Source organism: Natronococcus sp. A-GB1 (assembly GCF_029688845.1).
Lineage (GTDB): Archaea > Halobacteriota > Halobacteria > Halobacteriales > Natrialbaceae > Natronococcus.
Genome location: NZ_JARUKW010000006.1, coordinates 125975 through 138359 on the forward strand (window position 1 = coordinate 125975; position 12385 = coordinate 138359).

The following is a 12385-nucleotide window of genomic DNA, read 5'->3' on the forward strand; positions in this document are numbered from 1 at the left end:
GACGCTGACGCTCGAGGGAACGAATGAACGCGCGTCGACTCTCCTTTACCGCCCCTGGCTCGGTAGCCGTTCGGACTGGCCCAGTTCCGGAACCCGGCCCCGACGAGGTGCGGGTCCGAACGATCGTCTCGGCGATCAGCGCGGGCACGGAGGGACTGCTCTACCGGGGTGAGGCGCCCGCCGATCTCGAAGCCGACGCCGAACTCGAGGCTCTCGACGGGGATCTCTCCTACCCGCTCTCCTACGGCTACGCCGCGGTCGGTACCGTGACTGCCGTCGGCGACCGAGTCCCCGAGGACTGGCTCGAGCGACGGGTCTTCGCGTACAACCCTCATGAGAGCCACTTCTGTCGTTCCACCGACGAGCTGCTGTCGATTCCGGAGACCGTCGAGTCACGCAAGGCCGCGCTCTTCGCGACCCTCGAGACGGCGACCACGTTCGTCCTCGACGGCCGTCCGCTGCTGGGCGAACGGGTAGCCGTATTCGGACAGGGGGTCGTCGGCCTCCTGACGACGGCGCTGCTCGCCCGCTTTCCACTCGAGGCGCTCGTCGTCTTCGACCGGCACGAGCGACGGCGCGACCTCGCGACGGCGTTCGGCGCGGACCGGGCGCTCGATCCCGAGGGCGGCGACGTCGCCGAACGGTTCGCCGAGGTCGCCGGTAGCCGGGCGGATCTCACCTACGAGCTGTCCGGCAACCCCGACGCGCTCGACGACGCGATCGCGACGACGGGGTTCGACGGTCGGGTTCTCGTCGGCTCGTGGTACGGGACGAAGCCGGCGACGGTCGATCTCGGCGGTCGCTTTCACCGTAATCGGATCGACGTCCGGAGCAGCCAGGTGAGCACCCTCGCGCCCGCTCTCTCCGGGCGGTGGGACCGAGACCGGCGCCACGAGACAACCTGGGACCGACTTCGGGAGCTCGAGCTCTCCGGACTGATATCCCACGAGTTCCCGCTCGAGGACGCCGGCGAGGCCTACGAGCGCCTCGAACATCGGCCGGAGTCGACGACCCAGGTGCTGTTGACGTACGGCTGACGGTCGTCAACCGTGATGGCGATCGGCCCGGGTTCCGACGGCAAGCGGAGGCGTTCCGGCACAGCAGTTTACGGGATCCGCGTCGTACGCTATCGCATGTACGCCGTCTCGGTCGACCGCTCGCTCGTCGCCCAGCACTACCTGACGGTTCCCGATCCGGGACCGGAAGGAGAACCCCACTCCCATCACTTTACCGTCGAGGCAACCTTCCGGGGTCCGGAACTGAACCGCTTTGCGTACCTCGTCGACATCGACGCGGTGACGGCCACGATGGACGCCGTCGCCGACCACTACCGGGACCGGCTGCTCAACGATCTGCCGGAGTTCGAGGACGTGAACCCGAGCGCCGAGCGGTTCGCCCGCGCGTTCGGCGACCGGCTGCTCGACGAGCTCGAGCCCGACGGTGCGACCGAGCTTCGGATCGAAATCGCCGAGGACGACGTCGCCCGCGTCGCCCACGAGCGGGCGCTGTAGATGGAGGTCGGACTCGTCGTTCCCGACGACCCGGAGACGACCTCCGGCGGATACCGGTACGATCGCCGGCTCATCGCCGAACTTCAGGCTCTGGGGGACGATGTCGAGGTAATCGTCCTCTCGGAGACGACCGGGGACGACCTCCGCTCCCGACTCGATCGTCGGTTCGACGTCCTCTTGCAGGACGAACTCTGCTACGACCGCCTCGCCGACTGCAGTTCGAGTCTCGAAGCGCCCGAGCTCGTCGTCTCGATCGTCCACAACCTCCAGTCCGACGATCCCTCGCTCGCGAGCCGGAAGCGAGAGCGGACCCGCGACCGAGAGGGTCGCTACCTCGAGACGGTCGACGCGGCCGTCTGTACGAGCGCCCACACTCGGGACCGGGTCGCCGAGCTGGCCGACCTGCCGACGACGGTCGCCCCACCCGCGGGTCGCCACGAGACGGTCCCGGTCGACCGTTCGGCGGTCGTCGCCCGCGCGAGAAGGGGCCCGCTGCGGATCGCGTTCGTCGGGAACCTCGTTCCGCGGAAGGGTCTCGAGGCGCTGGTCGAGGCGGTTTCCCGACTCGAGGGCAACTGGGAGCTAACGGTGGTCGGTGACGAGGCCGATCCCGAGTACGCGACGGGGATGCGCGAACGGGCCGCCGCGCTCGAGGTCGCTGACAGGATCGAGTTCGCGGGACGCGTCCCGGACGACGCCCTCGAGTCGATCTACGAGCGGAGCCACGTGCTCGCGGTCCCCTCCCGACACGAGGCGTTCGGCATGGTCTACCTCGAGGGTATGGAGTACGGAACGGTTCCCATCGCCAGCCGAAACGGAGGCGCGAGCGAGTTCGTCGCCGACGGCGAGAACGGCTTTCTCGTCGCGCCCGAAGCCCCCGATCGTCTCGCGGCCCGTCTCGAGGAACTCGCCGCCGACCGGGACCGGCTGGCGAGCCTCGGTGGCCGAGCGCTCGAGACTGCGGCCGCCCACCCCTGGTGGACCGAGACGGCGACGACGGTTCGGTCGTTCCTGCGACGCGGACTCGAGGAGGGGTTCGGATCACCCGCTGCCGAGAGCGGAGGGGCGAGCCCGTGACCGACCAGCGAACGTACCTCGAAGTAAAACGAACCGTCGACGACCGGGCGCTGAACCGACGGGTGCTCGAGCGCTTCGTCGCGGAACTCGACGCGCGCTCGAGTCCGGTGCGGATCGTCGAGATCGGCGCCGGGATCGGCACGATGATCGCCCGACTGGCGGCGTGGGATTGCCTTCCGGAGGAGGTCGCCTACCGCGCCGTCGATCGGGATGACGAAAGCATTCGGCGCGCACGCGAGCGCGTCCCCGAGTGGCTCGAGGGGGCGGGCTACGCGGTCGAACGACCCGAGGACGAGCGGGGAGAGACGACGCTGCTCGCCCGCTCCGACACTACTCGGATCGAGGTCACGCTCGAGGTCGCAGACGGGTTCGAGATCGAGGACCGGGCCGACGCCGTGATCGCGTCGGCGGTGCTTGACATCGTCGACCTCGAGCGGGCGATGCCGGCGATCGAGGGGCTGCTCGAGCCCGACGGCCTGCTGTACGCCCCGATCACGTTCGACGGCGGGACGACGTTCGCGCCGCGGGATCCGGTCGACGACCGGATCGAACGCCGCTACCACCACCACATGGACGCGGTGCGATCGGCGGGCGGAAGTCGAGTCGGGCGCGAGCTCCTGTGGCGGCTCCCCGATGCCGGGTGGTCGGTGCTCGAGGCCGGCGGTTCGGACTGGGTGGTTCGGCCCCGCGCCGAGGGTTCGGGGGCGAAGACGGGATATCCCGACGGGGAACGGACGTTCCTCGAGGGCCTGCTCGAGACGATCGATGGCGCACTCGCCGAGCTCGCGGGCAACGAGCTCGACTCCGAGCTTGTGGACCTCGTACCCGGCGAGCGACGGCGCTGGCTCGAGCGACGACGGAATGAACTCGAGCGCGAGGAGTTGGTGTTCGTCGCGCACAACCTGGACGTCCTCGCGCGTCCGCCCGAGTAACGGACGGAGCCGATGCTACGGTGCGTCCACGAAGAACCGCAAAACGAAATCCGAGCGACTTACGCCGACAGCGCGTCGTCGTACTCGCCGGCGTCGACCTTCTCCTTGAACTCGCGGGCGTCCTCGCCCTCGATGGTGACGCCCATCGAGGCGCAGGTGCCGACGACCTCCTTCGCGGCGTTTCGCGTGTCGTAAGCGAGCAGGTCGGGGTGTTTCTGCTCGGCGATCGTCTTCACCTGATCGATCGAGAGGTCGGCGACGAAGTCCTTCTGGGGTTCGCCGCTGCCGGTGTCGAAGCCGGCCTCGTCCTTGACCAGCGCGGCAGTCGGCGGGACGCCGACGTCGATCTCGAAGGAGCCGTCGTCGTCGTAGTCGACGGTGACGGGTACTTCAGTGCCGTCGAACGCTTCGGTCTGGTCGTTGATCTCCTGTACGACCGCCTGCACGTCGACGGGGGTCGGTCCGAGCTCGGGACCGAGCGGTGGGCCAGGGTTGGCCTGGCCACCCGGAACGAGCACTTCGATGGTTCCAGCCATACCCGTCACAACCCGTGCGCGAGTTTTAAGGATTGCTTTTTCGGGTAGTCGAGCCTGTCACCGACTGGCGCACGCTACTCGACGCTGTCGGCGCGCCACTGGGCGAACGACTCGAGGACGTGCGCCTCGTCGAACCGCTCGATACAGGGGACGTCGTAGGGATGCAGCTCCCGAACGCGGTCGACGAGGTCGGCGTAGGCGTCGTCGGTCGTCTTGGCGAGCAGCACTACTTCTTCGTCGCGGTGGACCTCCCCTTCCCACCGGTAGGTCGACGTCGTCGATAACTCGTTGACGCAGGCTGCCAGTCGTTCCTCGAGCAGCGTTTCGGCGATCCGTTCGGCCGCCTCGGGCGGTGCCGTGACGTAGACGGTCGGCATGCTCGTGAGTACGTCGGTGACGGACAAAAGCATGATCGATCGGCGATCTGGCTGGTCGAGGGCGGTCGAGACGCCCTCAGCTGTCGCCGTTTCCGACGACCGGATTGAACGTTCCGGTGATATCCCACTCGTGAATACAGTGGGGGTTGCCGACCCGTTTCTCCCCGTCTTCGAGAACCAGCTGCCACGCTCCGAGGTCTTCGTCCCATCGTTCTGCTCGTTCGCACGACTCGCATACTCGCATCGTCGGTTTCCGTACCTGTGCGTTCATTACCAGGTGTGCGAACTCGACGCACATAACGGTGTCTCTGCGCGGCAATTGCTGCCACTTGCTTCGAACTCGGACGGTACCGACGCCGTGACGGTACGAGCCCCGTAACTATACGTCTGAGCAGGGTTAACACGGGACAGTGAGAGCGGGTCGCGAACAGCCGCGGCTCGAGGTCGCAGTTATCGAAAAATTGTAATTCGAGCGTCGTCAGCAGGCGGTGGCTGCCTTCTCGTCGTCCGCATTAACGGGCTCCTCGAGGTCGTCGTTCTCGTCGATCGGCTCCTCTACGGGCTCTTCATCCGCCGGTTCCTCTGCGGGCTCTTCCTCAACCGGCTCCTCCTCAACCGGCTCCTCCTCTACAGGCTCTTCCTCAACCGGCTCCTCCTCGAGTTCGCCGGCGTCGACGATCATGACGACGATGGTCGCCTGTTCGATCGTCACCTGTAGCACGTCCTCGTCGGGCGCATCGACGGGTTCGTCATCGACATCGTTCTCGTCGGTCGGTTCCTCTACAGGCTCTTCATCCGCCGGTTCCTCCGGGTCGACCGGTTCTTCGGGCTCAGCCGGTTCCTCTACGGGTTCTTCCTCGGCTTCGTCGTTCTCGTAGTCGTCAGCCTCGTCGTTAGCTTCATCGACCGGTTCATCCTCCACCGGTGCGTCCTGGTGGACGCCGAGGTCAACGATGGTCGCCTGTTCGATGGTTACCTCGATCGTTCCCTGGTAGACGAACATGCCGTCGTCCTCGTCGACGCCGTTATCATCGACGGGTTCGTCGTCAGCGTAGTCGTCGTCGACGCCGTTGTCCTCGAGTTCGTCTTCTTCGTCGATATCGTTCTCGTAGTCGTCGGCTTCGTCGTTCTCGTAATCGTCAGCCTCGTCGTTGTCGTCAGCGTAGTCGTCGTCGACGCCGTTGTCCTCGAGTTCGTCGTCTTCGACATCGTTCTCGTCGGCGTAGTCGTTCTCGATGTCGTTCTCGTCGATCTCGTCGGGGAGGTCGTCGACGTCTTCGACGATAACGAAGATGGTCGCCTGATCGATCGTCACCTGCTGGTCGTCAGGTGCGTCGGCGGGGTCATCCTCGAGTTCGTCTTCTTCGTCGACACCGTTGTCGTAGTCGTCAGCCTCGTCGTTGTCGTAGTCGTCAGCCTCGTCGTTGTCGTAGTCGTCAGCCTCGTCGTTGTCGTAGTCGTCAGCCTCGTCGTTGTCGTAGTCGTCAGCCTCGTCAGCCGGTTCGTCCTCGAGTTCGTCCTCCTCATCGACCGGTTCCTCATCGACCGGATCCATTGCCGGCTCCTCCTCGAGGAGGACGAGCGCGGTCGCCTGGCCGATCGAGATCTCCTGGGCGTCGTCGATGTCGTTCTCGTCGACGCCGTTCTCTTCGAGATCGTTCTCGTCGATACCGTTGTCCTCGAGGTCGTTCTCGTCAATAGCATCGTTTTCATCGACCTCGTCGTCCGCGTAGTCGTCCTCGTCGATGGCGTCGTTCTCTTCGTCGGTCTCGTCGACGTCCTCATCGAGTTCGTCCTCCTCGTCAACCGGCTCCTCCTCGAGTTCGTCGGCATCCTCGATCAGGACGAAAACGGTCGCCTGTTCGATCGTCACCTGTAACGCTCCGTCGTCAGGCGCATCTGTCGGTTCTTCGTCGGCTTCGTCGTTCTCGTAGTCGTCGACGCTGGTTACAGCGGGACCCGCTGCAACGGCTGCGGCTCCGCCCGAGCCCAGCACCATCAGCGCGACAACTACGACGAGTATGTTACGTACGCTCATGTCCCGCGTTCGTGATACGGGGAGTCGTAGCGCTTAAACTGGGACTGCCATTTCAGTGATAAATATTCCGTTCCGCCGGGTAACCCAGGCGCTATTGGCCACTGGCCGTAGAAAATACCAATTACGTTTACCTTTCCCGACCGACCGAATTTGGATGATGGTGTCGCGACGAGCCGTCGAACGGCATCCCTAGTGTCTTCTTGCCGACGGCTCTGGTACGCCTCTCAGATCTTGTTTCCTTCATCGGTTCACGTCGATCAGTATTGATACAGATACCGAATCCTGAACGATAATGCGACGCTCAGTACACCGACTCGAGGATCTCCGTGCGGAGTTTGTCGAACTGGGCGAGGTAGTCCCGTCGCTCCCGCCGTAGCTCCGCGAGGGCTGACTCGTAGTCGTCGACGTAGTCGGGGACGTAGTAGTCCTCGACGTCGATGCCGGGGACCGACTCGGGAATCGTTAGCCCGGTCGCGTCGTCGTCAGTCCACTCGACGGTTCCGCGGGCGGTTTCGGTGAGGATCGTCACCGACTCGGTGACGCCGACATCCTTCGCGTCGTCGCCGAGATATCCCGTGTTGAGCAGGTAGCAGTCGACCTCGAGCGCCTCGATGAGGTCCTTGAACAGGTTCCCCTCCTCGCCCTCGGGACCGACGATGAAGGGGTTCGTCCCGACGACGCGGATCGACTCGCCGGCCCGCGATGGATCGCCGGCGCTGGTTTCGATCGACTCGCCGAGCATGAACGCCGCGGCGGCCTGGGCGGTCGAGAGCTTCGAGACCGGCGGCATCAGCGGGTTCCGAGTGATGAAGAAGACCTGGTCGACCCGGTCGAGGTCGATCTCGTCGGCCGCACTCGAGAGCTCGTCGCGCTGGACGGTCGCGCGTGCGTTGGTCGTGTACCGAGGCTCGTCGAAGTCGACCGTCCCGTTGTCGTCGACGGCGACGTTCTCGAGAATCGCCGACTCGTCGGTCGCGGCGTCGTAGAGGGCGGGCTGTTCGTCCTCGCCGAGTCCGATCGTCTTGATGAACAGTCCCTTCCCCTCGCTGCCGGGAACCGTCCCGTCGGGCAACAGCGCGCAGACGTCGTCCTGGAGCATGGTCGCGCCCTCCTCGCCCTCGAGCCAGCAGCCGTGGGCGGTCAGCGTCGACTTGCCGGTCGCCGACAGTCCCATGAAGAGCTGGCCGACGTCGCGCAGGTCGCCGTCGGCGTCGCGAACGCGGACATGTTTGCTCCCGGCGTGGAGCCCGAGTCCACCCTGCTGTTTGATCCGGTACATGAACAGCCGGAGGAACGATTTCTTGGCCTCGCCGGTGTAGTCGCTACCCAGCACCGCGGTGAACCCCTCGTCGGGCAGGATCCGAATCGCGGTCTCGTCGTGGTCGGGTAGCTGTACCGTCTGGAGGTCCGGCTCGCGGCCGTCGCTGGGTTCGAACAGGCTCGCCCAGGCGAACGCGATCCGAGCGTGTTCGACGGGGACGTAGAGCCGACAGCAGAACGTCGCCTCCGGGTGACGTCCCATCAGGCGGTCCACACAGAGCAGCTCGCGGGTTTCGGTGGCCTCGACGGCGGTCTCGACCAGGTCGTGGTCGCGCTCGCCGAACGCGTGATCGACGGCGTTTTTCGTTCGATCGGAACTCCGCGAGCGAACGTCGCTGACGTACGACGGCGAGCCGAACTCCGTCGTCGTCTCCTCGTGTTCGGCGAGCTCGCGCAGCTCCTCGAGCGACGGATCGTACCGGACGTTCGATGCGGTCGCTGGGTCGGGAAGCGCTCGGCTCGGCGGACGCGGCTCCGCCCCGGTTTCGGACATACGGTTCGGTCATCATCTTCCTTATGTATAAACATGGTGGCCTTTGATTCGAGCGTGTCAGTTTCTATCGTACGACTGAGAGAGATAGGCCAAACCTACGTATTACTGGCCGAGGTGCCGAATACCGCACGGTCGGATAGTAGTAACATATCATACAACTATGGAAGTAAACTCGCCTAAGAAGTAATTCTAATTCGGTTTCGAACGAGGGTACTCCTGTAGAGACGAGAGTGACAGCTTAGCGAAATAGCGATCGAAGAAGCTCGTCGGTCGCGATCCAGTTCCAGTTCGTTGCCGTCCGGCTACTCCTCGAGGATCCCGTCGTCCTCGACGTTTGGCGCGCCGACGACCAGCACTCGGCTCTCCTCGGCGGCTCTGAGCTGTCGCCACGACTCCGGCGGGACGACGAGCACCTCGCCGGGGGTGAGTTTGACGACGTCGCGTCGGTCCTCGCGTTCGATCGTAACGTCGACGGTCCCCTCGAGGACGACGTACAGCTCCTCCTGTTCGTCCTGACGGTGGTAGGCGTTCTCCTCGCCTTTCCGGTAGTGCCAGACGCTCGGCCGCATCCGCTCGGTGCCGAGTTCGGACCCCACGTCGAGCAGCGTCGGCGCCTCTCCGTCGAACTCGCGAGTGTCGGCGTTCTCGGGATCGATCAACGAGTACATGATCGCCGGTTCGAGGACCGAACGCAAAAAACCGATGCCGGCGGGGACGTGTTCCCGTGTCGCTCCCCCAGCATCGCCCTGCAGAGGGGGTCGGCATCCGAACTCGAGTAGCGACCACGTTACCAATATTCTCTCGGGTCGAAGGTCGAGTATGGACCCGTACTTCCCCAGTCCGAACCCACCCTGCGCCCCGAAACCCTGCCAGCGGTGTGGGACGCGCGTCGACGGCGACGAGACGGAGGGCTGGTGGCTCGAGCGCCGACAGTGGCAGGGGCCGAACTACTACCAGCTGCTGTGTCTCTCCTGTTGTGTCGTCGTGATGAACGAGGAGCCGATCCACCCCGACGTCGGCCACGAAGCTGACGCTCGAGACGCTCTCTACGACTGATCGGAACCGACGGGAGTGGGGGAACCGGGAAGTACCGGCGGCACTAATTCCCGCCATGGGTTTTCACACGTTTCCGCTCGAACGCGCCGACGAACTCGAGGATCCCTCGCGATACCGGTACTGCTCGCGCGAGGAGCTGCTCGAACTCCTTGCGCCGACCGCCGAAGACGTCGTCGCCGATCTGGGTTCGGGAACCGGGTTCTACACCGACGACGTCGCGCCGTTCGCCGGAACGGTGTACGCGGTCGACGTCCAGTCGGCGATGCACGACCGGTACCGGGAGAAGGGCACGCCCGAGAACGTCGAGTTCGTGACCAGCGAGGTGTCGACGCTGCCGTTCGCCGAGGACGAACTCGACGGAGCGTTCTCGACGATGACCCACCACGAGTACGCGACCCCGCCAGGATCGGCGTCGCCGGACGACGCGCTCGAGGAACTCGCGCGGGTCCTCCGGCCCGGCGGTCGGCTCGTCACGGTCGACTGGTCCGGCGATGGGGACGGCGAGGACGGTCCCGCTCTCGAGGAGCGGTTCTCGCTTGAGGAAGCCGTCGACGGGCTCGAGGCGGCCGGCTTCGAGGTCGAAACCGCTCGAGGGCGTCCCGAGACGTTCGCGCTGGTCGCGGTCCGGTGACGGAGAGGTTAGACATTCGGTCAGAACTATGCCTTCTTCCCTGGATATGAAGGCATCACAATTCCCTTGGACAACACATACAGAGCACTTTTCCGCTCCGAGACGACTTTTCGTCCGCATGGGTATCGATCCATACACGCCGACGGAACCGTCCTACGAATGCCCTGGGTGCGGGTACAGAGGCGATACGGATTCGGGGCTGCTCTGCCCTGACTGCGGTGGGCAGCTCAGAAACATCGCCGTCGCTCGAGAGTAGCCCTTCGTCACTTCGAGGCACAGACCGTCGGGTTACAGCAAACCGTCTCAGTCGAAATCCGGCAGATCCTCGGGAGGTTCGTACTCGGCCTCCCAGTCGATGTACTCCTCTTTGAGGATCACCGAGACGATCTGGCCGAACTCGGTCAGTTCGGCGTTGATCGCCGAGACGGTGCCCCAGGTGTCGAGTTCGGGGTGGTACTCCCGCTCCTGCCAGTCCTCGGGGATACCGGGAGCGTGGTAGCCGACCCGGTCGGCGAAGTCGTCCCAGAAGAAGTCGAACTCGGCGAAGAGGTCGAGATCCCGGGCGATCCCGTACTCACGGTCGTCGAGATCGGTATCCTCGCGCCACTCCGCGAACGCTTCCTCCCAGGCGCCCTCGCGGAGAAAGTCCTGTAGCTCCTCTCGTCGGTAATCGATCTCGGTCGGATCCTCGGCGCTGATCGTCGCGTCGTCGTACTCGTTCGGATCGACGAACGACAGCTCCGGCGGCTCCGGCGGATCGACCTCGAGTGCCATAGCCGCCAGTACGGCTGGTCGTCGGATAAGGATTCCCACAGCGGATAGGATGCCGGTTTCCGGAGCGGCCCCCTGGACGGCTACACCCGCTCAGGGAAACCGATACAGCCAGCCCGTCTCAGACGATTCCGAGCGCGGAGAAGCCGGCGACCGAAGCGCCCGTCAGCACGACGGTCCAGACGGCGATTCCGGCGGTCATCCAGGTCGCGACGAGCCGACCTCGGCTGCCGGCGAGCAGGGCCACGAGAGCGGCGATGTGGACTCCGGTCATTACCGGACCGGCAAGGGAGACGCCGGGGAGCCCGTATCGATCCCAGAGCCGACGGGCTCGTGCGTAGCGATCGCTGGGCTCGTCGTTCTCGGTACGGCTCTGCCACCACGCCAGCAGCCGTCGGTAGCTCAGGATCAGCGCGTACACCGAACCGACGTTGCCGGTGAAGGCGACGACGGCCGTCATCACCGGGTTCAGCCCGAGTCCGATCGCGACCGGAACGACGACGAGGATCTCGACCACCGGGATCGCCGCGAACAGGAACACGAGCGCGTACTGGACGATACCCGTCGCTTCCTCGAGGGCGGTCCCGACGTCGACGAGCAGCGGTGTGAGCGACATCAGAACGTCTCTCGTCGAAGTAGGCCACGTGCTGATGAAATACCTGCCGTTGTAGTGACAACCGAAACGTCCACACGCTCGCACAGCTGACGGCTCCCCCGTTCTCTGGCCGCGATGTCGCGGTTCTCGCTCACCTCGTGTTCGCGGGTCGCGTTCGCTCCCCGTCTGCTCGCGGGCGTCTAGCGCCCGCTCGCATTACAGCTCCCATATCCGAACACTCAACCCCGCCCTCACCGTACGCCCGGTGATGACAGGCTACGAGGCGGCGATCCTCGACGTCGATGGGACGATCGTTCGGGGGGAGCAGCTCCTTCCGGGCGCGACCGACGGGCTGGCGGCCCTCGACCGGGCCGGCTGCGACCGGTTACTGTTCTCGAACAACCCGACGCGGGGCAGCGCCCACTACCGGGAGAAACTCGAGCCCCACGGAATCGCGGTCGAACCCGAGAACGTCCTGACGTCGGCAACGGTCTCGGCGGAGTATCTCGCCGCGACCCACCCCGACGCGACGGTGTACCTGGTCGGTGACGACCGTCTCGAGTCGATCCTGGCCGACGCGAACGTCGCGCTCGCCGATGACCCCGAGTCGGCGGACGTCGTCGTCGGCTCGTTCGACAGCGACTTCTCCTACGGGACGCTGTGGGAGTCGCTGCGGGCCCTCGAGAACGGAACCGAGTTCTACGGGACCGACCCCGATACGACGATCCCGGTCGACGACGGGCTGATGCCGGGTTCGGGAGCGATCCTCGCGGCGATGGGCGCCGTCGCCGGCCGCGAACCCGACGCGATCCTTGGCAAGCCCTCGAGCGTCGCGGCCGAGGCGGCGATCGATCGGCTCGGCGTCGACCCGGCGGACGTGCTCGTCGTGGGGGACCGTCTCGACACCGACATCGAACTTGGCAACCGTGCTGGGATGGAGACCGCGCTCGTGCTCACCGGGATCACCGACGAGACGACCGTCGAGTCTGCGACCGTCGAACCAGACCACGTTCTCGATTCGCTGGCCGACGTCGAACGATTGCTGTAG

At 65.3% G+C, this 12385-nt stretch carries 16 protein-coding genes; 8 read left to right on the forward strand and 8 right to left on the reverse strand.

Going from position 1 to position 12385, the window contains the following annotated elements:
• The first annotated feature begins 23 nt into the window (after window positions 1-23).
• The 4 genes from QA600_RS08885 (at window position 24) to QA600_RS08900 (ending at window position 3520) form a co-directional block, all read left to right on the forward strand.
• Entirely contained in the window at window positions 24-1037 is a 1014-nt protein-coding gene (locus QA600_RS08885; RefSeq protein WP_278291592.1) for a zinc-binding alcohol dehydrogenase, read from the forward strand.
• 96 nt (window positions 1038-1133) lie between these two features.
• Entirely contained in the window at window positions 1134-1511 is a 378-nt protein-coding gene (locus QA600_RS08890; protein ID WP_278291593.1) for a 6-carboxytetrahydropterin synthase, read from the forward strand.
• Entirely contained in the window at window positions 1512-2588 is a 1077-nt protein-coding gene (locus tag QA600_RS08895; RefSeq protein ID WP_278291594.1) for a glycosyltransferase family 4 protein, read from the forward strand. It begins immediately after the preceding gene.
• The gene (locus tag QA600_RS08900) at window positions 2585-3520 is read left to right on the forward strand and encodes a class I SAM-dependent methyltransferase (RefSeq protein ID WP_278291595.1); all 936 of its coding nucleotides are present in this window, start codon (window positions 2585-2587) and stop codon (window positions 3518-3520) included. The genes QA600_RS08895 and QA600_RS08900 overlap by 4 nt, the downstream gene beginning before the upstream one ends.
• Before the next feature lie 59 nt (window positions 3521-3579).
• Here the strand turns inward: QA600_RS08900 and QA600_RS08905 are convergent, their stop codons facing one another.
• From QA600_RS08905 to QA600_RS08930, 6 genes are all read right to left on the reverse strand, one after another.
• Window positions 3580-4056, reverse strand: a complete 477-nt coding sequence (locus QA600_RS08905; RefSeq protein ID WP_005555412.1) for a 50S ribosomal protein L11 — start codon at window positions 4054-4056, stop codon at window positions 3580-3582.
• Between the two features lie 74 nt (window positions 4057-4130).
• Window positions 4131-4433 carry a divalent-cation tolerance protein CutA gene (gene cutA, locus QA600_RS08910; protein ID WP_278291681.1) on the reverse strand — a complete coding sequence of 101 codons (303 nt, stop codon included), beginning with the start codon at window positions 4431-4433 and terminating at the stop codon, window positions 4131-4133.
• 76 nt (window positions 4434-4509) lie between these two features.
• Window positions 4510-4704 carry an HEWD family protein gene (locus QA600_RS08915; RefSeq protein ID WP_278291596.1) on the reverse strand — a complete coding sequence of 65 codons (195 nt, stop codon included), beginning with the start codon at window positions 4702-4704 and terminating at the stop codon, window positions 4510-4512.
• A 207-nt stretch (window positions 4705-4911) separates the two neighbouring features.
• Window positions 4912-6471, reverse strand: coding sequence for a hypothetical protein (locus tag QA600_RS08920; protein ID WP_278291597.1), 1560 nt, complete (start codon window positions 6469-6471; stop codon window positions 4912-4914).
• Window positions 6472-6772: 301 nt separating this feature from the next.
• Window positions 6773-8284, reverse strand: coding sequence for a phosphoenolpyruvate carboxykinase (ATP) (locus QA600_RS08925; RefSeq protein ID WP_278291598.1), 1512 nt, complete (start codon window positions 8282-8284; stop codon window positions 6773-6775).
• A gap of 302 nt (window positions 8285-8586) precedes the next feature.
• Window positions 8587-8952: a cupin domain-containing protein gene (locus QA600_RS08930; protein ID WP_278291599.1), complete on the reverse strand. Its 366-nt coding sequence runs from the start codon at window positions 8950-8952 to the stop codon at window positions 8587-8589.
• Window positions 8953-9103: 151 nt separating this feature from the next.
• On the opposite strand from QA600_RS08930, the gene QA600_RS08935 reads away from it, so the two are divergent.
• From QA600_RS08935 to QA600_RS08945, 3 genes are all read left to right on the forward strand, one after another.
• Entirely contained in the window at window positions 9104-9340 is a 237-nt protein-coding gene (locus tag QA600_RS08935; protein WP_278291600.1) for a hypothetical protein, read from the forward strand.
• 55 nt (window positions 9341-9395) lie between these two features.
• Window positions 9396-9971 (forward strand): class I SAM-dependent methyltransferase, encoded by a 576-nt coding sequence (locus tag QA600_RS08940; RefSeq protein WP_278291601.1) that lies wholly within the window; start codon window positions 9396-9398, stop codon window positions 9969-9971.
• A 118-nt stretch (window positions 9972-10089) separates the two neighbouring features.
• Window positions 10090-10227: a rubrerythrin-like domain-containing protein gene (locus QA600_RS08945; RefSeq protein WP_278291602.1), complete on the forward strand. Its 138-nt coding sequence runs from the start codon at window positions 10090-10092 to the stop codon at window positions 10225-10227.
• Window positions 10228-10274: 47 nt separating this feature from the next.
• On the opposite strand, the gene QA600_RS08950 is transcribed toward QA600_RS08945, so the two are convergent.
• A complete protein-coding gene (locus QA600_RS08950) occupies window positions 10275-10745 on the reverse strand; it encodes a hypothetical protein (protein ID WP_278291603.1) in 471 nt (156 codons plus the stop codon).
• Between the two features lie 118 nt (window positions 10746-10863).
• The gene (locus tag QA600_RS08955) at window positions 10864-11358 is read right to left on the reverse strand and encodes a small multi-drug export protein (RefSeq protein ID WP_278291604.1); all 495 of its coding nucleotides are present in this window, start codon (window positions 11356-11358) and stop codon (window positions 10864-10866) included.
• 247 nt (window positions 11359-11605) lie between these two features.
• Here QA600_RS08955 and QA600_RS08960 point away from each other — a divergent pair, with 247 nt between their 5' ends.
• A complete protein-coding gene (locus tag QA600_RS08960; protein ID WP_278291605.1) occupies window positions 11606-12385 on the forward strand; it encodes an HAD-IIA family hydrolase in 780 nt (259 codons plus the stop codon).